Origin of the sequence: Phenylobacterium sp. (assembly GCF_004297125.1) — a bacterium.
Taxonomy (GTDB): Bacteria; Pseudomonadota; Alphaproteobacteria; order Caulobacterales; family Caulobacteraceae; genus Phenylobacterium.
The window spans coordinates 163,419-183,451 of the sequence record NZ_SCVD01000012.1; the positions used below are offsets into that span (position 1 = coordinate 163,419).

At 69.6% G+C, this 20,033-nt stretch carries 21 protein-coding genes; 15 read left to right on the forward strand and 6 right to left on the reverse strand.

The features are described from left to right. Positions 1-6 precede the first annotated feature (6 nt). The 3 genes from EPO51_RS06550 to EPO51_RS06560 all read left to right on the forward strand — a co-directional run bounded on the left by EPO51_RS06550 (position 7) and on the right by EPO51_RS06560 (position 2,005). Positions 7-423, forward strand: a complete 417-nt coding sequence (locus EPO51_RS06550; protein ID WP_293347549.1) for a VOC family protein — start codon at positions 7-9, stop codon at positions 421-423. Between the two features lie 46 nt (positions 424-469). Then, on the forward strand, positions 470-1,042 hold the full coding sequence (locus tag EPO51_RS06555; protein ID WP_293347552.1) for a TetR/AcrR family transcriptional regulator: 573 nt from the start codon (positions 470-472) through the stop codon (positions 1,040-1,042). Positions 1,043-1,213: 171 nt separating this feature from the next. Beyond that, a complete protein-coding gene (locus EPO51_RS06560) occupies positions 1,214-2,005 on the forward strand; it encodes an alpha/beta fold hydrolase (RefSeq protein WP_293347734.1) in 792 nt (263 codons plus the stop codon). Here the strand turns inward: EPO51_RS06560 and EPO51_RS06565 are convergent. Next, entirely contained in the window at positions 1,991-2,689 is a 699-nt protein-coding gene (locus tag EPO51_RS06565) for a PEPxxWA-CTERM sorting domain-containing protein (RefSeq protein WP_293347555.1), read from the reverse strand. The two genes, EPO51_RS06560 and EPO51_RS06565, sit on opposite strands and share 15 nt — an antisense overlap. Before the next feature lie 180 nt (positions 2,690-2,869). On the opposite strand from EPO51_RS06565, the gene EPO51_RS06570 reads away from it, so the two are divergent. Beyond that, a complete protein-coding gene (locus EPO51_RS06570) occupies positions 2,870-3,979 on the forward strand; it encodes a helix-turn-helix transcriptional regulator (RefSeq protein WP_293347558.1) in 1,110 nt (369 codons plus the stop codon). Here the strand turns inward: EPO51_RS06570 and tpiA are convergent. Continuing rightward, positions 3,976-4,719, reverse strand: coding sequence for a triose-phosphate isomerase (gene tpiA / locus EPO51_RS06575; protein WP_293347561.1), 744 nt, complete (start codon positions 4,717-4,719; stop codon positions 3,976-3,978). The genes EPO51_RS06570 and tpiA overlap by 4 nt on opposite strands. A gap of 122 nt (positions 4,720-4,841) precedes the next feature. Between tpiA and EPO51_RS06580 the strand changes: the two genes are divergently transcribed. From EPO51_RS06580 to EPO51_RS06590, 3 genes are all read left to right on the forward strand, one after another. Next, positions 4,842-6,755 carry a peptidylprolyl isomerase gene (locus EPO51_RS06580; RefSeq protein WP_293347564.1) on the forward strand — a complete coding sequence of 638 codons (1,914 nt, stop codon included), beginning with the start codon at positions 4,842-4,844 and terminating at the stop codon, positions 6,753-6,755. Beyond that, positions 6,752-8,287 carry an anthranilate synthase component I gene (trpE, locus tag EPO51_RS06585; protein ID WP_293347567.1) on the forward strand — a complete coding sequence of 512 codons (1,536 nt, stop codon included), beginning with the start codon at positions 6,752-6,754 and terminating at the stop codon, positions 8,285-8,287. Before EPO51_RS06580 ends, trpE begins: the two co-directional genes overlap by 4 nt. 67 nt (positions 8,288-8,354) lie before the next feature. After that, entirely contained in the window at positions 8,355-8,675 is a 321-nt protein-coding gene (locus EPO51_RS06590; protein WP_293347570.1) for a hypothetical protein, read from the forward strand. An 8-nt stretch (positions 8,676-8,683) separates the two neighbouring features. On the opposite strand, the gene EPO51_RS06595 is transcribed toward EPO51_RS06590, so the two are convergent. Together EPO51_RS06595 and EPO51_RS06600 are read right to left on the reverse strand one after the other, a co-directional pair. Further along, on the reverse strand, positions 8,684-9,913 hold the full coding sequence (locus EPO51_RS06595; protein WP_293347573.1) for an OprO/OprP family phosphate-selective porin: 1,230 nt from the start codon (positions 9,911-9,913) through the stop codon (positions 8,684-8,686). A 141-nt stretch (positions 9,914-10,054) separates the two neighbouring features. After that, positions 10,055-10,258, reverse strand: coding sequence for a hypothetical protein (locus tag EPO51_RS06600; protein WP_293347576.1), 204 nt, complete (start codon positions 10,256-10,258; stop codon positions 10,055-10,057). Positions 10,259-10,309: 51 nt separating this feature from the next. Between EPO51_RS06600 and EPO51_RS06605 the strand changes: the two genes are divergently transcribed. The 4 genes from EPO51_RS06605 (at position 10,310) to lexA (ending at position 13,511) form a co-directional block, all read left to right on the forward strand. Next, positions 10,310-10,900, forward strand: coding sequence for an anthranilate synthase component II (locus EPO51_RS06605; RefSeq protein ID WP_293347579.1), 591 nt, complete (start codon positions 10,310-10,312; stop codon positions 10,898-10,900). 13 nt (positions 10,901-10,913) lie between these two features. Further along, on the forward strand, positions 10,914-11,927 hold the full coding sequence (gene trpD / locus EPO51_RS06610; RefSeq protein ID WP_293347582.1) for an anthranilate phosphoribosyltransferase: 1,014 nt from the start codon (positions 10,914-10,916) through the stop codon (positions 11,925-11,927). Continuing rightward, on the forward strand, positions 11,924-12,700 hold the full coding sequence (trpC, locus tag EPO51_RS06615) for an indole-3-glycerol phosphate synthase TrpC (protein WP_293347585.1): 777 nt from the start codon (positions 11,924-11,926) through the stop codon (positions 12,698-12,700). The genes trpD and trpC overlap by 4 nt, the downstream gene beginning before the upstream one ends. 121 nt (positions 12,701-12,821) lie before the next feature. Continuing rightward, the gene (gene lexA / locus EPO51_RS06620; RefSeq protein WP_293347588.1) at positions 12,822-13,511 is read left to right on the forward strand and encodes a transcriptional repressor LexA; all 690 of its coding nucleotides are present in this window, start codon (positions 12,822-12,824) and stop codon (positions 13,509-13,511) included. On the opposite strand, the gene EPO51_RS06625 is transcribed toward lexA, so the two are convergent. Beyond that, the gene (locus EPO51_RS06625; protein WP_293347591.1) at positions 13,508-13,795 is read right to left on the reverse strand and encodes an ASCH domain-containing protein; all 288 of its coding nucleotides are present in this window, start codon (positions 13,793-13,795) and stop codon (positions 13,508-13,510) included. The two genes, lexA and EPO51_RS06625, sit on opposite strands and share 4 nt — an antisense overlap. Continuing rightward, complete coding sequence (locus EPO51_RS06630; protein ID WP_293347594.1) at positions 13,792-15,951, reverse strand: ComEC/Rec2 family competence protein; 2,160 nt, start codon at positions 15,949-15,951, stop codon at positions 13,792-13,794. Before EPO51_RS06630 ends, EPO51_RS06625 begins: the two co-directional genes overlap by 4 nt. Positions 15,952-16,031: 80 nt before the next feature. On the opposite strand from EPO51_RS06630, the gene EPO51_RS06635 reads away from it, so the two are divergent. The 4 genes from EPO51_RS06635 (at position 16,032) to EPO51_RS06650 (ending at position 20,030) form a co-directional block, all read left to right on the forward strand. Continuing rightward, complete coding sequence (locus EPO51_RS06635) at positions 16,032-16,793, forward strand: PEPxxWA-CTERM sorting domain-containing protein (protein ID WP_293347597.1); 762 nt, start codon at positions 16,032-16,034, stop codon at positions 16,791-16,793. Between the two features lie 67 nt (positions 16,794-16,860). Beyond that, positions 16,861-18,279: a glutamate--tRNA ligase gene (gene gltX / locus EPO51_RS06640; RefSeq protein WP_465246592.1), complete on the forward strand. Its 1,419-nt coding sequence runs from the start codon at positions 16,861-16,863 to the stop codon at positions 18,277-18,279. Positions 18,280-18,331: 52 nt separating this feature from the next. Continuing rightward, complete coding sequence (gltA, locus tag EPO51_RS06645; RefSeq protein ID WP_293347603.1) at positions 18,332-19,612, forward strand: citrate synthase; 1,281 nt, start codon at positions 18,332-18,334, stop codon at positions 19,610-19,612. Between the two features lie 94 nt (positions 19,613-19,706). Then, a complete protein-coding gene (locus tag EPO51_RS06650; RefSeq protein ID WP_293347606.1) occupies positions 19,707-20,030 on the forward strand; it encodes a hypothetical protein in 324 nt (107 codons plus the stop codon). Positions 20,031-20,033: the final 3 nt, after the last annotated feature.

The following is a 20,033-nucleotide window of genomic DNA, read 5'->3' on the forward strand; positions in this document are numbered from 1 at the left end:
CCGCTCATGACGAATCCCATCGCCATCCAAGCCTTCGACCACATCGTGCTGCGGATCCGCGACAAGGACCGCATGCTGGCCTTCTATACCGACGTGCTGGGCCTGTCGGTCGACCGTGACCGCCCGGATCTGGGCCTGACCCACGTTCGCGCGGGCCCGCAGATGATCGACCTGGTCACGCTGGACGGTCCGCTCGGCCAGCGCGGCGGGGCCGGCCCTGGCGAGACCGGCCGCAACCTCGACCACTTCGCCCTGCAGGTCCGGCCCTTCGACGAGCCGGCGATCCGGGCGCATCTCGCGGCGCACGGGGTGGACGTGATCGAGGAAGGCGACCGCTACGGCGCCGACGGCGACGGCTTCTCGCTCTACGTCCGCGATCCCGAGGGCAATGTGGTCGAGCTGAAGGGGCCCAGCACGCCCTGAGCGGACCCTTGCGAATAGCGGAGGACTTAGCCATTGGTCGAGATCGATGCCGCGCCCCAAGCTCCACTCCGACGAGGCCGTGCTGGAGGCGGCCAGCGACGTCCTGCTTCGCACCGGACCTATCCAGTTCACGCTCAGCGACGTGGCGCAGGCCCTGGGCATGTCGCGCGCGGCCCTGATCCAGCGATTCCAGAACAAGTCCGCGCTTCTGCATCGGCTCGCCGAACGCGACGTGGCCCTTACGCGAGAGTATCTGGACGGCTTTCCACCCGGACGGTCTGTCGAGGACCTGTGGCGTTTCCTTTCGGACATCGTCCTCGGGATGGGCGATGGCGCGGGCTTTCAGGTTCGCCTGCTGATCGCATGGAGCGAGGCGACGGATCCGGTCCTGAAAGGCCTCGGCTCTGAACGTTATCGAAGGGTCCAGGCTGCGATCTCGGCGCGAGTTCCCCTCGGAACGCCGAACCCCGAGGCCTTGGCCGAGCATCTCCATGCCGTGATCGCCGGCGCGACCATGCAATGGCTGGTGGCGGATGAGGCGCCGCTGGGTCGGTTCGTGCTCGATCGCCTCTCGGTCGCCATGGCCATCGCCTTTCCTGGCCATGAGTTCGAGGCCTGAAGGCCGATTGCGCGCACCCTTGCGATCATTATAACTGCCGCGTCGGTTATATATGAATCGAGGTGACACCTCATGGTTTACGAAAGTCGTGAGCGGCAAGTCGCGATCCCCGGAGGGCAGCTCGCGACCGAGGCGTTCGGGGCCCCTTCCGCCTCCAACATCCTGCTCATCATGGGGGCCACCGCCTCCATGCTCTGGTGGCCGTCAGCGTTTTGCGAGGCGCTGGCGGCCTGCGGCTTCCGGGTAATCCGCTATGACAATCGCGACACCGGTCGATCCTCCTCCGGCCCCGTCGGACACCTCACCTACAGCCTGGACGACCTGGCGGACGACGCCGTCGCGGTGCTGGACGCCCACGGCGTATCCCGAGGCCATATCGTCGGAATGTCCCTGGGCGGCATGATTGGGCAACTCGTCGCGTTGGCGCACCCTGATCGCGTGGAGACCTTGAGCGTCATCGGCTCCTCGGCCTTCGACGAGTCCGATCCCGACCTGCCGGGGATCGACGAGGCCTTCCTCGTGCACTTTTCCGGTGTCTCACGCCTGAACTGGAGCGACCGTGGAGCCGTGACGGATTTCATGGTCGAGGTCGCCCGCCTGTCCTCGGGGACCGGACGCCGTTTTGACCTTGAAGCCGCACGGAGACGGGCCGAGGGGGAGTACGACCGGGCGGAGAACATCGGCAGCGCGTTCAACCATGCCATGCTCTCCGGCGGCGACCACTGGGCCGGGCGTCTGTCGGAGCTCGCTGCGCCGCTGCTGGTGATCCACGGCTCCGCGGACCCCGTCTCGCCCCTGGCCCATGGGGTCCGACTGGCGGAGAAGGTGCGCGGCGCGCGGCTAGTCCGCCTCGACGGCGCCGGCCACGAACTACATCCTGACGACTGGCCCGCCATTATCGAGGCGATCGTCGATCACTGTCGCCATGCTGCGGATCGGCGCGCGGTCCTAGATCGGCCGTAGGCGGCGGTTTCGCCGGAGCGCCGAGCCCAGGCCTGCGAACCCGAGAAGCATCATCGCCCAGGTGGACGGCTCGGGCACACCATTGTCCGGAGGGGTGAAGGGCCGGGTGGAGATCGCGCCGAGCGCGTCGATATCCGCGCCGACGCTGCCGCCGTTGCCGGTCCCGCCTTCGTTCACGACGTCGATCAGGCGAACGTAGCGAAACGCGGAGGTGGCGTCGAAGCCGAAGGCGTCGATGTCGATCCCGCGCGTGCTGCCGGTCACCGAGCCGACCGAGAGCCATGTCAGGCCGTCGACGCTGAGGTCCACGGTGGTGTCCTCGACGTTCGGGCCGACCTCGAACACCCAGAGGTCGAAGTCGCTGTCGTCCGAACCGGTCAACACATTGTCGTCGAAGCGCAGCACCAGGGCGCCGCCGGCGCCGAGGGAGAGAAAGGTGCAGGCCGCCTGGCTCGCGCAACTCGGGTTGCCATTGTAGTTCGGCGCGCCCAGCGCGTTCGACTGGCCGAGGTAGGCCGCCGACGGAATGCCGGCCGCGCCGGGCACGAACGACACCACGGAGTCAGCAAACGACAACTGCCCCTGGGGAAAATCGACACCTCCAATTATCTCGGCCTCGGCTTGGCTTACGCCGAGAAGCAGCGCGCTCGCGGCGAACAGCGCGCATTGGCCAGTCTTCGTCATTCATCCCTCCATCGGAACGAGCCCCAGGGGCGAAGCGCGACATTAGACGGCCGCGACAACCCGCCGCATCGGACGTTCGTTCGAGGTCTGGCGCGGAAACCGGCGAGAAAATTCGACGTTCGGCGAACCTTGGCCACGTCTCGCGAGTTGAGGAGGTGAAGCGGCTGGGGGCCCGACACCATGAAAGCCATCGGTGAGACCGACGTCCTGGACCTGATCGGCAGGATTTACGACGCGGGAACTTCGTTCGCGCTCTGGCCCGACACGCTCACCCACTTGGCGGACGCGCTGGGCGCCCGCGAGGCGGCGCTGGGCGCCATGGCGTCCGACGCCCTGCCCTGGATGGTGGCGCCGCGCACGGATCCCGAGCAGCTGCGGCTCTACGCCGAGGCCTATCATCCGCTCAACCACGTATTCCATCGCATCACCCGCCGCGGGGTCGGCCGTCCGGCCACGGACGCGATGGTCATGCCCCGCGACGAGCTGGTGAAGAGCGCCTACCACGCCGAGTGGGCCCAGCCGCAGGGCTACAGCACCGTGCTGGGCGGCATGGTCCTGGCCGAGCAAGGCTGGCGCACCGTCCTGATGCTGCCGGGCCGCGATGCGTTCGGGCGCGACCAGCTTCGATTGCTGGAGTTGCTCATGCCGCATATCCAGCGCGCGGTGCAGCTCAACATCCGGATGGGCGAAGCGGACGCCAGCGACAGCGCCACGGCGCGTCTGGTGGAGCAGATGCCCACCGCCGCCTTCATCCTGGATTCCAATGGACAGGTGCTGTTCGCCAATCCGGCCGCGGAACAGCTCCTCTGCAGCGGGCGCGGCGTGCGGCGGGCGCAAGGCAAGCTGACCACGGCGCGGCTGGAGGACGCCGACCGTCTCCAGGCCCTGATCCGTCGCTGCGCCGAAGGCGTCGACGGCGGTGGTGGGGATCTCCGGCTGGCCCAGGGGCAGGAGCCGGACCTGCTGCTCCAATTCGTGCCGATCCGCCGCGAAATCCCCCTCCTCAGCGCCAGCCTGCCGGTCGCCATCGTCTTCGAGGCCGGTCGGCGCCCGCCAAGCGATCCGGGCGAACGCCTGCGCGCGAAGTATGGTCTCACCCCCGCCGAGGCGGCCTTCGCCCTGGAGATCGCCAAGGGCGACGGCAAGCGGGCAGCGGCCGAGCGCCGGGGCATTTCGTTCTCGACGGCGCGGACCCACCTCTCGCGGATCTTCGAGAAGACCGGCGCGCACCGCCAGGCGGAGCTGGTCCGCCTGCTCATCGCCGATCTGGGCCAGCCCGCGGTCGCCTAGAGTCCGCGGATGATCCCCAGGAAGTCCTCGGCCTTCAACGACGCTCCGCCGACCAGCGCCCCACCGACTTCGTCCGCGTGCAGGATCTCGGCGGCGTTCGAGGGCTTCACCGACCCCCCGTACAGGATCGCCACGGCCTTGCCCGCCTCACCGAACATCTCGACCAGGGTCGCGCGGATCGCCCGGTGGACTTCCTCGATCTCGATCGTCGTGGGCGTCAGTCCCGTGCCAATGGCCCAGACGGGCTCGTAGGCGACCGAGAACGCGCCGCCGGCCAGCTCGGCAGGGAGAGAACCCCGGACCTGCCCCGTCACGACCGCCAGCGCATCGCCGGCCTTACGCTGCTCCAGCGTCTCGCCGACGCAGACGATGGGCTCCAGCCCGGCCCGCAACGCCGCCCGGACCTTCGCCGCCACCACTTCGTCGGTTTCGCGATAGCCCGCGCGCCGCTCGGAGTGACCCAGGATCACCAGGCTCGCGCCCGCGTCGGCGAGCATGGCGGCGGACAGGTCCCCGGTGAAGGCGCCGGCGTCGTCCCAGTGGTTGTCCTGCCCGCCGATGAGCAGGGGGGTCCCTGCGAGCGCCTCCGCCATCCGGTGGATCAGAGTGGCCGGCGGGCAGATCGCCACGCGCGCCATCGTCGCCTGAAGCCCGGCGGCCACCGCCCGCGCCTCCACGAGGGACGGACCCAGGCCGTTCATCTTCCAGTTTCCGGCGATCAGGGGCTGCGGCGCGGTCATCGGTCCTCCGTGAAATGGTCGCCCCGGCGGTTAAGGCATGCCGCCGCTGCTGTCACGCGCTTGCCGGACGGAAGCCCGCTCCACTATACCGGCGCCCACGCCTCTCCCGGGAAAGGACCCGAATGCTCGCCGCCGTCCGCAACTTTGCGAAGTCCTGGCCCGCCAAGATCCTCATGGCCTTGCTCGCGGTGAGCTTCATCGGCTGGGGGGTGAACCAGGGTGGCGCTGGCGTCGTCGCCGGCGACAGCGTCGTCAAGGTCGGCTCCCGGACCATCAATTCCGCCGAGTTCCGCAACGAGTACGACAACTACAAGAAGCGCCTGGAGCAGCAGCAGGGTCAGCCGATCACCGTCGAGCAGGCCCAGCAGGGCAACCTCGACGCCGTGGTGCTGAACGGCGTGGCGACCCGCGAGTCGCTGGCGGAACTGATGTCGCGCATCGGCATCAAGCCGGGCGACAAGCTGGTCCTGGCCCAGATCGAAAAGATCCCGGCCTTCTTCGACCCGATCTCGGGCCGTTTCGACAAGAAAACCTTTCAGCAGCGCCTGGGCGAGAACGGCATGACGCCGGAACGCTTCGACGCCGTGCTGCGCGACGAAATGGCGACCCAGCACTGGGCGGTCGCTGTCCAGAACGGCCTGACCGCGCCCCGCGCCTACGGCGCCCTGGCGTCGGTGTTTGCACTGGAATCCCGCGACCTCGCCTACGTGACCCTGGGCCCGAACGCCGTGCCGAAGCCGGCCGAGCCCACCGAAGCCCAGCTGCAGGCCTTCATCAACGAGAACAAGACCCAGCTCAGCCTGCCCGAGATGCGCATCCTCACCGTCGTTCCCTTCACGCCCCAGGCGTCGGGCGCGGCGACGGCGCCGGTCGATCCCGCCGAACTGCAGAAGCGCTACCAGTTCCGCAAGGACACGCTGTCCAAGCCCGAGACCCGCAGCATCGTGCAGATCCCGGCCAAGGACGCCGCCACCGCCCAGAAGGTCACCGCCGCCCTGCGCACCGGTCAGGCCCCCGAGGCCGTCGCCAAGTCCGTGGGCGTCGACGCCATCACCTTCCAGGACCGCCCGCTCACCGCGATCTCGGACCGCAAGGTCGGCCAGGCCGCGTTCAAGATGCAGGCCGGCGAGGTCGCCACCGTCCAGGGCGACCTGGGCCTGGCTGTCGTGAAGGTGGTCAGCGTCGTTCCCGGCCGCGAGGTCACCCTCGAAGAGGCGCGCCCCATGCTCGAGGCCGAGATCCGCAAGGACATGGTCGCCGAGAAGGTCTACGCCCAGACTCAGGCCTATGACGACGCCCACCAGGGCGGCGCCAGCTTGGCCGAGTCCGCCCAGAAGGCCGGAGTGACGGCCACGACCGTCGGCCCGATCACCGCCCAGGGGGTCAACCAGCAGGGCGGCCAGCTCCAGGGTTTCCCGCCGAAGATCCTCGAGACCGCCTTCAACCTGCCGGCCGGTGGCGAGAGCGAGGTCACCGAACTCGGCGACGGCGCCTACTTCGCCGTCCGCGTGGAACGGATCATTCCGGCCCACGTGCCGCCCCTGGCCGAGATCCGGCCGATGGTCACCCAGGTCTGGATGCAGCGCGAGATCGTCAAGGCGCTGGAAGCCCGCGCCGAAGCGATCCGGGCCCGCGTCGCCAAGGGCGAGTCCCTGGAGGCCGCCTCGGGCCTGCCGGTCTCACGCCTGCCTGGCGTGACCCGCCAGACCGCCAACACCCATCAGGACCTCGGCCGCGAAGTCCTGGGCCGCACCTTCGCCGCCAAGCAGGGCGAGGTCTGGGTCGCCCGCGCGCCCAACGGGATCGTCGTCGGCCGCGTCGAGAACGTGCGCACCGACGCCGGTCCGACCGCCGCGCGGCTGGCCGAGGAGAACCGCGGCGCCCTGGCCCAGGCGATCTTCCGCGAGATGGGCGAGGCGGCGCAGCTCTATGCCCGCACCAAGCTGAAGGCCAAGGTCGACCCGGCCCGCGCCCGCAATGCGGTCGGCTTCGAGCCGGTGGTCGAGAAGAAGGGCGCCGCGGAGAAGAAGAAGTGACGTCCGAGCCGCCGTTCGAGGCCTTTCGTTCGACCTACGACGGCGGCGCCCCCCAGGTCGTCTGGACGCGCCTGGTCGACGATCTGGAGACCCCGGTCTCCGCCTTCCTGAAGATCGGCCACGGCAAGCCGTACGCCTTCCTCTTCGAGTCGGTGGAGGGCGGCGCCTTCCGCGCACGCTATTCGATCATCACCCTGAACCCCGACCTCGTCTGGCGCTGCCGGGGCGACGTGGCCGAGATCGCCAGGGGACCCGCCGACATCGCCGCGGGCCGCTTCGTGGCCCAGGATGGCGGGGCGCTGGACAGCCTGCGCGACCTGCTGGCCGCCTCGCGCATCCAGCTTCCGGAGGGCCTGCCCCCCATGGCCGCCGGCGTGTTCGGCGCGCTGGGCTACGACACCATCCGGCTGGTCGAGAAGCTGCCGAACGTCAATCCCGACCCGCTGGACCTGCCCGACGGGGTGCTGGCGCGGCCGTCCATCGTCGCGATCTTCGACGCCATCGCCCAGGAGATCCTGCTGGTGACCGCGGTCCGCCCGGATGGCGCATCGGCCCAGGACGCCTATGCGGCGGCTCAAGGTCGCCTGCGGGCCGTGGCCGACGACCTGAAGAAGCCGGCCCCGCCGCTCACCGGCGCCGCCCGGCCGCAGCCCGACCGCTTCACGACCCCGGTCAGCCGCGAGGCCTACGCCGAGATCGTCGAGAAGGCGAAGGCCTACATTCGGGCCGGCGACATCTTCCAGGTCGTGCCCAGCCATCGCTTCCGCGCGCCCTTCGAGCACGACCCGTTCGCGCTGTACCGGTCGCTGCGGCGGACCAACCCCTCGCCGTTCCTGTTCTTCCTCGACTTCGGCGACTTCCACCTGGCGGGCTCGTCCCCCGAGATCCTGGTCCGCCTGCGGGACGGCAAGATCACCATCCGGCCCATCGCCGGGACCCGCCCCCGCGGCGCTACGCCCGAGGAGGACCGTCGCCTCGAGGAGGAACTGATCGCCGACCCCAAGGAGCGGGCCGAACACCTGATGCTGCTGGACCTCGGCCGCAACGACGTGGGCCGCGTGGCCATGCTGAAGCAGGCCGGCGCCAACGAGCCCGCCCCGCCCTCGCGGGCGCCCCGGGTGCGGGTCACTGACAGCTTCTTCGTCGAGCGCTACAGCCACGTGATGCACCTGGTCTCCAACGTCGAGGGCGACGCCCCCGAAGGCCTGGACCCGGTTGACGTGGTGATGGCGGCCCTGCCCGCCGGCACGTTGTCGGGCGCGCCCAAGGTGCGGGCCATGGAGATCATCGACGAACTGGAGATCGAGAAGCGCGGCATCGGCTACGCCGGCGCCGCCGGCTACTTCGGCTCGGACGGCTCGGTGGACACCTGCATCATCCTGCGCACGGCGCTGTTCAAGGACGGCGTCATGTACGTCCAGGCGGGCGGCGGCGTGGTGGCCGATTCCGACCCCGACGCCGAGTACGACGAGACCCTCCACAAGGCCCGCGCCCTGCGAAGCGCCGCGGAGGAGAGCTGGCGCTTCATCTAGCGCCCGCCGTTTCGGATCGAAACCCAACCTTGAGCGTTGACCGAGGCTCGCACGCGGAGCGCCATCCTTGGGTCGATCTGAAATCCACCTTCCCGCCGACTGGTCGAAGTCGGCCGCCGGCCCCTCCAATCGGTACGAGGGGAAGACCTTCACCGGAAGAGTCCTCCTGGATGGCGCTTCCTTCGAGCGGTGCGAGTTCAAAGGGGCGGTGTTGATCTACGCGGGGGGCGTGCCGCCTCGCATCGCCAACTGCTCCTTCGTCCAGACCTCGTTCGAATTCCAGGACGCCGCGGGTCGCACCCTGGCCTTCCTCCAGGCGATGGCGGCGCCATCGAGCGGGTTGTCGGCGGTGTTCAAGGCGTCCTTCGCGCGGCTGTTCGGCCACTAGGCGACAGCTTAGAACGCGAGCTGAAGCCGCGTGGTCAGGCTTTCGCCATGGTCCGAGCCGGCGAAGGCTCCCGCATGGCTTTCCGTGGACCAGCGGCTGGCGTTCAAGGTCAGCCGCAGCCAGTCCTCGAGCCGCCAGGACAGGCCTAGCGTCGCCGCATCGCCCAGCCCGCCCCGCGGCGCGTCGGTGTTGTCCAGCCGCTCGAACCGACCGGACAGTTCGATCGCGCCGAGCCCCCCGCGCGACACCGGCTCGCGCGGGCTCATCCGCACGAATGCGCCGGTGCGCGCCGCATAGGGCGGTCGCTCTCCCGTAAGGAACCATCCCGCCTCCGCCGACCAGGCGCGAACCGTCACATGCGTGGAATGCGCCGAGATCTCACGTTGTCCGAACTCGAGGAACGACCAGCCGGCCCCGACCAGGGCGCCAAGCTCGATTCCGTACCCGGCGCCGTTCCGGGGCGCCGCGATGGTCCCCAGCGAGACCTGCAGGTCGTCGTTGAAATGCTGCCCGCCCCAATAGGTGTCGCGGTTCAGACGCGTCACCCGATCCGAGAAGTCTTCATGGAACGCCCACCCGCCCACATGGACCACGAAGGCCTTCGAGATCACCGGATTCCAGTGGCCTCTCACCGACGTCGTCACCGTGCCCCGCGTGACCTCGGGGTTGTTGATGTCATCGCCGGCGACCTGGGCGGCCAGGTGCCAGTTCGGTCCGTAGAACCGGGTCATCAGGCCTAACCCGTAGGCCCCCTTGAGTGGGACGATGGCCTGGGCGACGACGTTGCGCTCGAGGAAGGGGACCGCCTCGCTGGAGCTCGAACCTTCGAGCGACCGCTCGCTCAGCCGGTTGCCGAGGATCACCTCCCATTCCCCCGCCGGAACCCGTCCGCGCCAGGCAAGGTAGGCGCTCCGGATATTGGACTGGTGGTTCGCGAAATCGACGTTGACGGCATAGCTCGTGCTCTCCACCGCACCTTCCACGCCCACCAGCACCGAGCGCAACTCGGTTCCCGACCGGTTGCGGGCGGGGAACGCCGAGTCGTCCGTGAACGCCCCATCGAACTGCAGCCGCGCGCGCGGGCGAAGCCGGACCGCGCCGTCGGCGCTCTGGAACTCCGGAACCACGCCGTTCCAGCCGACGGGCGCCTCGAAGATGTCTCCGGCCAGGACCGGTCCGCCGCAGCCAAGGGCCGCCGCCAACCCCAGCCAGGCCTTCCGCGCCCGCCCCGAAATCACGCCCCGCCGCCGGCGAGTTCCGACCTGACCGTACATTCAGCGCCCCACACCCCGGGCGACGCTTTGCCTGTCCTTATGCGTAATTCAACACGCGGCGCTTGCTGGTGCGCGCCTGTTGGGCCCGCGCCTACAAACTAGACGCTAGCTGGGCGCGCCCCGCGTGACGTGCTCGGTCTGCAGCGGCGGGGCCAGCACCATCACGGTGGCGAACACCACGGAGGTCACCGCCAGGGCCGTGGCCGCCATCAGCGCGGGCCACATCGGGTCCTGTCGCACCGGCGTCTTGAGAAGCGCCCGCGCCCTCTCCACTTCCGCCACGTCCAAAGCCGAATCGCGCAATTCCATTCGCCCAGCATCCCGCTTGGCGCGCGCCGCGGCAAAGCCTATGGAACCGTCATGATCCTGGTGATCGATAACTACGACAGCTTCACCTACAACCTCGTCCACTATCTGAACGAGCTGGGGGCGGAGACGGTTGTCCATCGCAACGATGCGATCACCGTCGAAGAGGCGTTCGGTCTGCGGCCCGAAGCCGTCCTGCTGTCGCCCGGGCCTTGTACGCCAAATGAAGCCGGAATCTGTCTCGGTATCATCGGCCAGGCGCCGGAATCCCTGCCAATCCTCGGCGTCTGCCTCGGCCATCAGGCGATCGGACAGGCGTTCGGCGGCGAAGTCATCCGCGCCCGCGCCCTCATGCATGGGAAGACCAGTCTTATCCATCACACGGGTACCGGTGTCTTCGCGGGGTTGAAGAACCCTTTCACCGCCACGCGCTACCACAGCCTTTCCGTCGAAAAGGACGATCTGCCGCAGGTGCTGGAGGTCACGGCCCGCACCGAGGACGGCGAGATCATGGGGCTGCGCCACAGAACCCGCCCGATCCACGGCGTGCAGTTCCACCCGGAATCCATCGCCACGGAATGCGGTCACGAGCTCCTGGGCAATTTCCTGGACCTCGCCGGCGTGAAGCGGCTCAGCCAGGTCTGACCGAACCTTAGCCATGTCCGACGCATTCAAGCCGCTTCTCTCGCGCCTCGCCGACGGCGGCACCCTGTCGGAGGACGACGCCGGCGAGTTCTTCGCCGCCTGCCTGCGGGGCGAGCCGACTCCGGCCCAGGTGGGCGCCGCGCTCACCGCCATGCGCATGCGCGGCGAGACCCTGGGGGAGATCACCGCCTGCGCCCGGGCCATGCGCAAGGCCGCCGTCCACCTCGACCCGCCCTACCCCACCATCGACGTCTGCGGCACGGGCGGCGACGGCCTGCACACCCTGAACATCTCCACCGCCGTGGGCTTCGTGGCCGCGGGCGGGGGCCTGAAGGTCGCCAAGCACGGCAACCGCGCGCTGTCGTCCAAGTCGGGCGGCGCCGACGTGCTCTCGGAGCTGGGCGTGGCGATCGATGCGGGCGCGGAGCGCCAGCTCAAGGCGCTGGACGAGGCGGGGATCTGTTTCCTCTACGCGCCCGCCCATCACGGAGCGATGCGGCACGTCTCGCCGATCCGCCAGGAGCTCGGCTTCCGGACGATCTTCAACCTGCTGGGCCCGCTGACCAACCCGGCGGGCGCCAAGCGCCAGGTCGTCGGCGTGTTCGCCGAACGCTGGGTGGCCCCGCTGGCCCAGGTGCTGGGCGCATTGGGCGCCGAGCGCGCCTGGGTCGTCCACGGCGGCGGCCTGGACGAGATGTCCACCACGGGCGAGAGCAGCGTCGCGGAGTTCCGCGAAGGCCAGGTCCGGCTGTTCACGGTGACGCCCGAGGCCGTGGGCCTGAAGCGCGCCGCCCTGGCCGACCTGACCGGCGGCACACCGGCCCAGAACGCCGAGGCCCTGCGCCGCCTCCTGGAGGGCGAGCAAGGCGCCTATCGCGACATCGTCCTGCTGAACGCCGCCGCCGCCTTCCTGGTGGGCGAGAAGGTCGAGACCCTGCGCGAGGGCGTGGAGCTGGCCGGCCAGGTCATCGACGACGGCCGCGCCCAGCGCGCGCTGGACAAGCTGGTCGAGATCGCCGGCGCATGACCGATATCCTGGAGAAGATCGCCGCCTACAAGCGCGAGGAGGTGGCCGAGCGCCGTGCTGCGCGACCGACCGTCTCGACCGCCGGCGCCTCCCCGCCCCGCGGCTTCCGCGCCGCCCTGGAACGCGCCCACGGACCCGGCCGCCTGGCCCTGATCGCCGAGATCAAGAAGGCCTCGCCGTCCAAGGGCCTGATCCGCGAGGACTTCGACCCGCCGGCCCTGGCCCGCGCCTACGAGGTCGGCGGCGCGGCCTGCCTGTCGGTGCTCACCGACGCGCCCAGCTTCCAGGGCGCCGACGATTTCCTCACCGCCGCGCGCGACGCCGTCTCCCTGCCCTGCATCCGCAAGGACTTCCTGGTCGATCCCTGGCAGGTGGCCGAGAGCCGCGCCCTGGGCGCCGACGCCATCCTGGTGATCCTCGCCATGGTCGATGACGTGCTCGCCGGCGAGCTGATGTCCGAGGCGCGCCGGCTGGGCATGGACGCCCTGGTGGAGGTTCACGACGAGGCCGAGATGGCCCGCGCCCGAGCCCTGGGCGCCGACGTCGTCGGCGTCAACAACCGCGACCTGCGCACCTTCACCGTCGATCTCGCGATCACCGAGCGGCTGGCCGCCTACGCGCCACCCCACGCGCTGCTGGTCACCGAGAGCGGCCTCTTCACCGCCGCCGACGCCGCGCGCCTGGAACGCGCCGGGGCCCGCGCCATGCTGGTGGGCGAGAGCCTGATGCGTCAGGCCGACGTCGCGGCGGCGACTCGCGCCCTGCTCGCCTGAGTCGCCCTCACCTCGGGAAATTTCGCAGCGTTTTCAATGCATACCGGTGTAACTTGACATTAACGCGGAACACCTAGAGAACATCGACAGAAGTTGGCGCTTTGTTCTTCGAGGTCCCGCAATGCTTACCCGCAAACAACATGAACTGCTCATGTTCATCCACGAGCGGATCAAGGAATCGGGCGTCTCCCCTTCCTTCGACGAGATGAAGGAAGCCCTGGACCTGGCCTCCAAGTCGGGCATCCACCGGCTGATCACGGCGCTTGAGGAACGCGGGTTCCTGCGCCGCCTGCCGCACCGGGCCCGGGCTCTCGAGGTGGTGAAGCTGCCGCAGCAGGCTACGCCCGCCGCCCCGCCCAAGGGCCGCGCGCCCTTCAAACCCCAGTTCGTCGAGGCCGGCGCGGCCGTGCCTGCCGCCGCCAACGACAGCCGCGAGCTGCCGATCCTCGGCAAGATCGCCGCCGGCACGCCCATCGAGGCGATCCAACAGGAGCGCGACCGCATGCCGGTGCCGGAAAGCATCCTGGGGGCCGGCGAGCACTTCGTCCTCGAGATCGCCGGCGACTCGATGATCAACGCCGGCATCCTGGACGGCGACTTCGTGGTCATCCGCCGCACCGACAGCGCGGTCTCCGGAGACATCGTGGTGGCCCTGGTCGACGGCGAGGAAGCCACCCTGAAGCGCCTGCGGAAGAAGGGCGCCTCCATCGCCCTGGAGGCCGCCAATCCGGCGTACGAGACCCGCATCTTCGGTCCCGACCGCGTGGCGGTGCAGGGCAAGCTGGTCGGCCTCATCCGCCGGTATCACTAGCCGTCCGCCGGCCCGACGAATACGAAATCCACGATGAAGACCCGCTCGCCACGCCCGTGGCGGGCGGTTTTCATGAGCGCCTCCAGGCTCTCGAAGCCCCCCTCCAGCGCCATGGCCTCGGTCACGTCGTCCAGGTCGACCTCCTGCAGCCGGACCACCTCGATGTGTCCGTCGAGCAGCGGATAGCGGCCGCCGACCTTCACGCGGGGAGCCAGCCAGACGCGCACGCTGGTGGTGATCTCGCCCGAACGGACCCGTTCCCGCAGGGCCTTGGCGAACATCATCGCGGATCGTAGCCCCAGGTCCAGGGCCGGCGTCCGCGGAGGTCCTGCGCCCAGACGATGCGCCAGCCGGTTCCGGCGCGATAGAGTTCCGCCGAGCCGCCTCGGGCGAAGTCCTCACCGGTGAGCACGAGAGACGCCCCGCAGGCCTCCGGCCGGAACGCGTTGCGCAGGACCACCACATCGGCGTTGGCGCAAAGCGCCTCCAGCCGCCCAGGCTTCAGCGGCCGCTTCAGGTTCCAGGCCGCCGCCAGCCGGACGGGCGCCTGGCTGTCGGGCGCGCAGCTCCAGGCGTCGCATGCGAACCGCTTGTCGCGCTCGGCCTCGCTGATCAGCGGTGTCAGGCCTCGCCGTCGCGACCAGAGCTCGGCCCCGAACAGCTTCACGTCCGGCCGCAGCAGCACGGCCTCGCGGCCCTCGCGCACCGCCACTGCCGCGCCGTCCGCCGAAATCCAGACATCCGGGGGCGCCGGCCGTGGCGCCCAGAGGATCGCCAGCGCCAGCGGCAAGCCCGCCCAGCGCAGCGCCCCCCGCCACAGGCAGACGAACAGCAGCCCCAGGAAGCTCACCGGCAGCACCCAGTCCGGCGCGCTCGGCACCACGATCTGGGCTGCAGGGGCGCCTGCGGCCCAGGCCGCGATCCGGTTCATCAGCCCGATCGACCAGCCCGCCACTTCCAGCGGGGCCTGGCCCAGCCCGAAGGGCGTCAGCGCCGCCCCCAGCGCCAGGCCGGGCATCATCAGGAACGACGAGATCGGCGCCACGGCCAGGTTGGCGAACAGGCCCCAGGTCGAGACCCGGTTGAAGTGCTGGATGGCGAAGGGGCCGGTGGCGAGGCCCGCGACGAAGCTGACGGCGATGCTGGCGGCGGTCCAGGTCGCCGCGCCCTGCACGGCGCGGATCGGCCACGGGACCTCGATCTCCTTCACGGGCCGAGGCCAGATTTCGGCCAACGCCACCAGGGCCGCGGTCGCGGCGAACGACATCTGGAAACCGGGCTCGGTCACCGCCTCCGGCTGCAACAGCAGGACGCCCATCGCCGCGAGCGCCAGGGCATGCAGGCTGATCGCCTGGCGATCCACCAGTATGGCGGCGAACGCCACGGACGCGGTGATGGCGGCGCGCTCGGCCGGCGGCGGCGCGCCGGAGAGCAGCAGGTAGCCGCCCACCGCCGCGAGGCCGACCAGGGCCGCGACCTTCTTGCCCGGGACGCGCAGCGCCAGCCACGGCCAGGCCGCCACCGCGAGCCGCGCCGCGGCGAAGGCGAAGCCCCCGACGATGGCCATGTGCAGCCCGCTGATCGAGATGATGTGCGCCAGGCCCGCGGCCCGCAGGTTCTCGACCTGCTCGCGCGGGATGAAGGCCTCGTGTCCCGTGGTCATGGCGGCCGCCAGGCCGCCGGTCTCCGGGCCCAGGGCGGCCACGATGCGGCGGGTCAGGGCCCAGCGCGTGGCGTTGACGGCCATGGTCAGCCGCAGCCGCCACGGCGCCTTCACCTCCGGCGAGACGGCCTCCGGCGCCCGCAGCGCCAGACCCACGGCGCCCACGCTTTCGAAATAGGCGTCGCGCGCGAAGTCGTAGGAGCCCGGGCTGGCGGGCGGCGGCGGTGGGTTGACGATGGCCAGCAGGCTGACCGCTTCACCCGGGTTGGGCAGGGCCATGTCGGGCCGCAGCGTCACGCGCGCCCGGACCGGCGTCGCCCCGGCCGGCCAGTCGCCGACCCGGATCGGCGCCAGCAGCAGCCGCTGGCCGCTCTCGCCGGGCTGGGCGATGTCGACCACCCAGGCCTCGATCGCCTGCGGCCGCGCGCCAGCCTGCGCCACCGGTGCCTTCACCGCCTCGGTCCGGAGCTTGGCCACCGCGAATCCTCCGACCGCGCAGGCGCCGAGCGCGAGCGTCATGGTCGTCGCCCGCCAGGCGCTCCAGCGCAGGGCGATCAGCAGGCCCGCCACGACAGACAGCAGCGCCCACGCCATCCAGGCCTGAGGCTCGCGCGGCAATCCGAAGTAGAGCGCGCAGCCACAGCCCAGCGCCACGGGGGTCCAGAGGGTCCAGCGGTCGGCCTGCGCCTCGACCTGGTCGGCCAGCCAGCCGCGCAGCCGCGACGATGGCGCTGGCGCCGCGTCCTCGAACGACGCCTCGGAAGTCCTTGCGCTCAAGCCGTCCCGTCCCCGCACCGGCCCACAGATTGCAGCAATCGGCGTGGAGAGGCCATGTCGGTCTCGTGGGGATAGTTCAGATGTTCCGTTTCGCTACATTCGCGGCCGCGACGGCCGTTGCGCTTACGCTGGCTGCGCCGGCTTCCGCCACGACCACCTTCAACCTCGGCGGTTCCAACACCACCTTGGCCACCGGCGCCGCCCTGACCCAGACCAAGGACGGGATCACGATCAGCGCCACGGGCTACACCTTCGCCTCGTCGCCGATCACCTTTCAGAACCTGATGAGCGGCGCCGACGCCGCCACGGTCCTGTCGGGCCTGACCGCCAAGAGCATCCGCCGCGAAGCCACCGGGATTGGCGTGTGCTGGTCCGGCGAGGCGGGCAACCAGTGCAACCAGGTCGACGCCGACGGCCCGAACGAAATCCTGCGGATCGTGGTCTCGGAAGGCGTCTCGCTGCTGAGCGCCACCTTCGACCGCGTCGACAACAACGACACCCTGAAGCTCTACGGCGTCACCATGGACGGCAAGCTGCAGCACCTGGGCTACGGCGGCATCTTCGATGGCGCCGGGACCAGCATGGGCGTCACGGGCGCCAACGGCGGCGCGTGGCTCAGCGGTACGGGCGACGACCAGGTCTACCAGGTCAACCTGAACACCGCCGGCTACAAGGAATTCTGGTTCGGCAACAACAACGACGCGGCCGACGGCTACCGCCTCGATTCGCTGACGGTGACCGCGGTTCCGGAGCCCACGACCTGGGCCCTGATGATCGGCGGCTTCGGCCTGGCGGGCGCGGCCCTGCGCCGTCGCCGCAGCCTTGCTGTGGCCATGGCCTAACACCCGCTCGGATCGCTGTGCTAAGAGGCGCCCCCTCGCGGGGGCGTCTCCCCGCCGCAGCAATGTCCTGAGCGCCATGACCAGCCGACCCGTCCGCACCCGCATCGCCCCCTCGCCTACCGGCATGATGCATATCGGGACGGCGCGGACGGCCCTCTTCAACTTCCTCTACGCACGGCACACTGGCGGCCAGTTCCTGGTGCGCATCGAGGACACCGACCGCGAGCGCTCCACCGAGGCCAACGTCGAAGTGATCTTCGAGGGCCTGAAGTGGCTGGGCCTGGAAGCCGACGAACCGCCCGTGTTCCAGTTCGCCCGGGCCGACCGGCATCGCGAAGCCGTGGCCGAGCTGCTGGAACGCGGCCAGGCCTATCGCGACTACATGCTGCCGGAGGAGCTGGAGGCCGAGCGGGAAGCCGCCCGCGCCGAGGGCCGCGTCGTCCGTTCGCCCTGGCGCGACGCCGACCCGTCGACCTGGCCGGACCGTCCCTACGCCGTGCGCCTGAAGAGCCCGCTGGACGGCGAGACCATCGTCGCCGACGCGGTGAAGGGCGACGTGAAGTTCCAGAACGCGAGCCTGGACGACCTGATCCTGCTGCGCTCGGACGGCAACCCCACCTATAATCTCGCCGTCGTCGTCGACGACCACGACATGGGCATCACCCACGTGATCCGCGGCGACGACCACCTGAACAACGCGGCCCGCCAGACGATCATCTACCAGGCCCTCGACTGGGAGATCCCGGTCTGGGCGCACCTCCCGCTGATCCACGGTCCGGACGGGGCGAAGCTGTCGAAACGGCACGGCGCCCAGGCGGTGAGCGAGTTCGACGACATGGGCTACCTGCCCGAAACCCTGCGCAACTACCTGGCCAAGCTGGGCTGGGGCCACGGGGACGACGAGATCTTCTCGGACGAGCAGGCCATCGCCTGGTTCGATATCATCGACGTGGTCAGCGCCCCGGCCCGCCTGGACTGGGCCAAGCTCAATCACCTCAACAACCACTATATCCGGCAGGCCGACCCGGCCCGGCTGGCCGCCCTGGTCGCCAGGATCCTGCGGAGCCGCGACGTGAAGCTGCGCCAAGGCGACGAGACCCTGATCGCGCGGACCATCCCGTTCGTCCGCGACGGGGCGAAGACGACCCTGGAGCTCGCCGACGCCGTGGTGTTCGTGCTGAAGACCCGGCCGCTGGAGCTGACCGAGAAGACCCGCGCCCAGTTGGCCGAAGAGGAGACTGGCGCTCGCTTCGTTCGTCTTCGCGCTGCGCTTGCGAAGGTGGCCGACTGGAGCGTGTCCGGCCTGGAAGACGCCCTGCGCGCCTTCGCGGAATCCGAAGGCGTCGGGCTCGGCAAGATCGGCCCCGCGCTACGCGGCATCCTCTCGGGCGGCGCCCCCGCGCCGGACCTCGCCGGCGCCATGACGGCGCTCGGCCGCGACGAGAGTCTGGGGCGTATCGACGATGCGCTTTCGCTCCTCGCGTAAAGGGGTATAAGCCCCAACGATTGTTTCATCTCGCAGCCGCGAAAGGGGTCCCATGGGCGATACGGCGAAGTTCGAAATCGACGGCAAATCGGTCGAGCTCCCGGTGCAGCGCGGCACGGACGGCCCGGCGGTCGTCGATATCCGCAAGCTCTACGCGGAAGCCGACGTCTTCACCTACGACCCGGGGTTCACCTCGACCGCATCCTGCGAAAGCAAGATCACCTTCATCGACGGCGACAAGGGCGTTCTGCTGCACCGCGGCTACCCGATCGACGAGCTGGCCGAGCAGTCCAGCTTCCTGGAGGTCTGCTACCTCCTGCTGCACGGCGAGCTGCCGAAGGCCGCGGAATTCGCGGAGTTCGACAAGAACATCACCTACCACACGATGCTGCACGAGCAGTTCGATCGCTTTTTCCAGGGCTTCCGTCGGGATGCTCACCCGATGGCGATCATGGTGGGCGCTGTCGGCGCGCTGTCGGCCTTCTATCACGACAGCACCAACGTCGATGATCCCGAGCAGCGGATGATCTCCGCGCACCGGATGATCGCCAAGATGCCGACCATCGCGGCGCGGGCCTTCAAGTATTCGCGCGGGCAGCCGTTCGTATACCCGCGCAACGACCTGTCCTACGCCGAGAACTTCCTGCGCATGTGCTTCTCGGTCCCGGCCGAGGACTGGAAGCCCAATCCGGTCCTCACCAAGGCCATGGACCGCATCTTCATCCTGCACGCCGACCACGAGCAGAACGCATCGACCTCGACCGTCCGCCTGGCCGGCTCGTCGGGCGCCAATCCGTTCGCCTGCATCGCGGCGGGCATCGCCTCGCTCTGGGGCCCCAAGCACGGCGGCGCGAACGAAGAAGCGCTGAACATGCTCAAGGAGATCGGCACCGTCGATCGCATCCCCGAGTTCGTCCAAGGCGTGAAGGACCGGCGCTACCTGCTGATGGGCTTCGGCCACCGGGTCTACAAGAATTACGACCCGCGCGCCAAGGTGATGCAGCAGACCTGCCACGAAGTGCTGGACGAGGTGGGCCACGGCGACGACCCGCTGCTGAAGGTGGCCATGGAGCTCGAAAAGATCGCGCTCAACGACCCCTTCTTCATCGAGCGCAAGCTCTATCCGAACGTCGACTTCTACTCCGGCATCACGCTGCGCGCCCTGGGCTTCCCGCCCGAGATGTTCACCGTGCTGTTCGCGCTGGCCCGCACCGTGGGCTGGATCGCCCAGTGGAAGGAAATGATCGAGGATCCGTCGCAGAAGATCGGCCGTCCGCGCCAGATCTACACTGGCGCCCCGTTGCGCACCTACACGAGCGTCGACAAGCGCTAGCGAACGACGTTCGCTCGGGAGTTGCATCCCGCCGCAGGACTCCTAAGGATGGCGTCGGAACCGCTCCGGTTCGGCCATCTGAAGGAGGCCTGTCATGCCGTTCATGGCGATCTATCGTCGCGACGACATCTCCGCTGCTGAGTACGACAAGTTCCGCGCGGCCGTTCCCCTCGAGGCGGCGCCGCTGGGGTCGCTCTCGCACATCCATGCGCGCCTGGGTGACGAGTTCGTGAGCATCGACGTCTGGGAAGACGCGGAAGCCCTGGCCGCCTTCAACAAGGACGTCCTGAAGCCCGCGACCGAGGCCCTGGGCCACGCGTTCGTCGATCCCCAGATCGTTGAGGTCGAGACCTTCGTGGTGACGCCCGCCACCAACGCTTACGGGCTTCCCTTCGTGCAGGTCGCGGAACCTGCCTGACGG

Excerpts from the sequence above, each read along its gene's own strand:
- gltA (WP_293347603.1), top strand. The coding sequence starts at position 18,332 with ATGGGCGATACGGCGAAGTTCGAAATCGACGGCAAATCGGTCGAGCTC.
- EPO51_RS06570 (WP_293347558.1), top strand. The coding sequence starts at position 2,870 with ATGAAAGCCATCGGTGAGACCGACGTCCTGGACCTGATCGGCAGGATT.
- EPO51_RS06605 (WP_293347579.1), top strand. The coding sequence starts at position 10,310 with ATGATCCTGGTGATCGATAACTACGACAGCTTCACCTACAACCTCGTC.
- lexA (WP_293347588.1), top strand. The coding sequence starts at position 12,822 with ATGCTTACCCGCAAACAACATGAACTGCTCATGTTCATCCACGAGCGG.
- EPO51_RS06580 (WP_293347564.1), top strand. The coding sequence starts at position 4,842 with ATGCTCGCCGCCGTCCGCAACTTTGCGAAGTCCTGGCCCGCCAAGATC.
- tpiA (WP_293347561.1), bottom strand. The coding sequence starts at position 4,719 with ATGACCGCGCCGCAGCCCCTGATCGCCGGAAACTGGAAGATGAACGGC.
- EPO51_RS06560 (WP_293347734.1), top strand. The coding sequence starts at position 1,214 with ATGGGGGCCACCGCCTCCATGCTCTGGTGGCCGTCAGCGTTTTGCGAG.
- EPO51_RS06565 (WP_293347555.1), bottom strand. The coding sequence starts at position 2,689 with ATGACGAAGACTGGCCAATGCGCGCTGTTCGCCGCGAGCGCGCTGCTT.
- trpC (WP_293347585.1), top strand. The coding sequence starts at position 11,924 with ATGACCGATATCCTGGAGAAGATCGCCGCCTACAAGCGCGAGGAGGTG.
- EPO51_RS06550 (WP_293347549.1), top strand. The coding sequence starts at position 7 with ATGACGAATCCCATCGCCATCCAAGCCTTCGACCACATCGTGCTGCGG.
- EPO51_RS06650 (WP_293347606.1), top strand. The coding sequence starts at position 19,707 with ATGCCGTTCATGGCGATCTATCGTCGCGACGACATCTCCGCTGCTGAG.
- EPO51_RS06625 (WP_293347591.1), bottom strand. The coding sequence starts at position 13,795 with ATGATGTTCGCCAAGGCCCTGCGGGAACGGGTCCGTTCGGGCGAGATC.
- EPO51_RS06600 (WP_293347576.1), bottom strand. The coding sequence starts at position 10,258 with ATGGAATTGCGCGATTCGGCTTTGGACGTGGCGGAAGTGGAGAGGGCG.
- trpD (WP_293347582.1), top strand. The coding sequence starts at position 10,914 with ATGTCCGACGCATTCAAGCCGCTTCTCTCGCGCCTCGCCGACGGCGGC.
- EPO51_RS06635 (WP_293347597.1), top strand. The coding sequence starts at position 16,032 with ATGTTCCGTTTCGCTACATTCGCGGCCGCGACGGCCGTTGCGCTTACG.
- EPO51_RS06555 (WP_293347552.1), top strand. The coding sequence starts at position 470 with ATGCCGCGCCCCAAGCTCCACTCCGACGAGGCCGTGCTGGAGGCGGCC.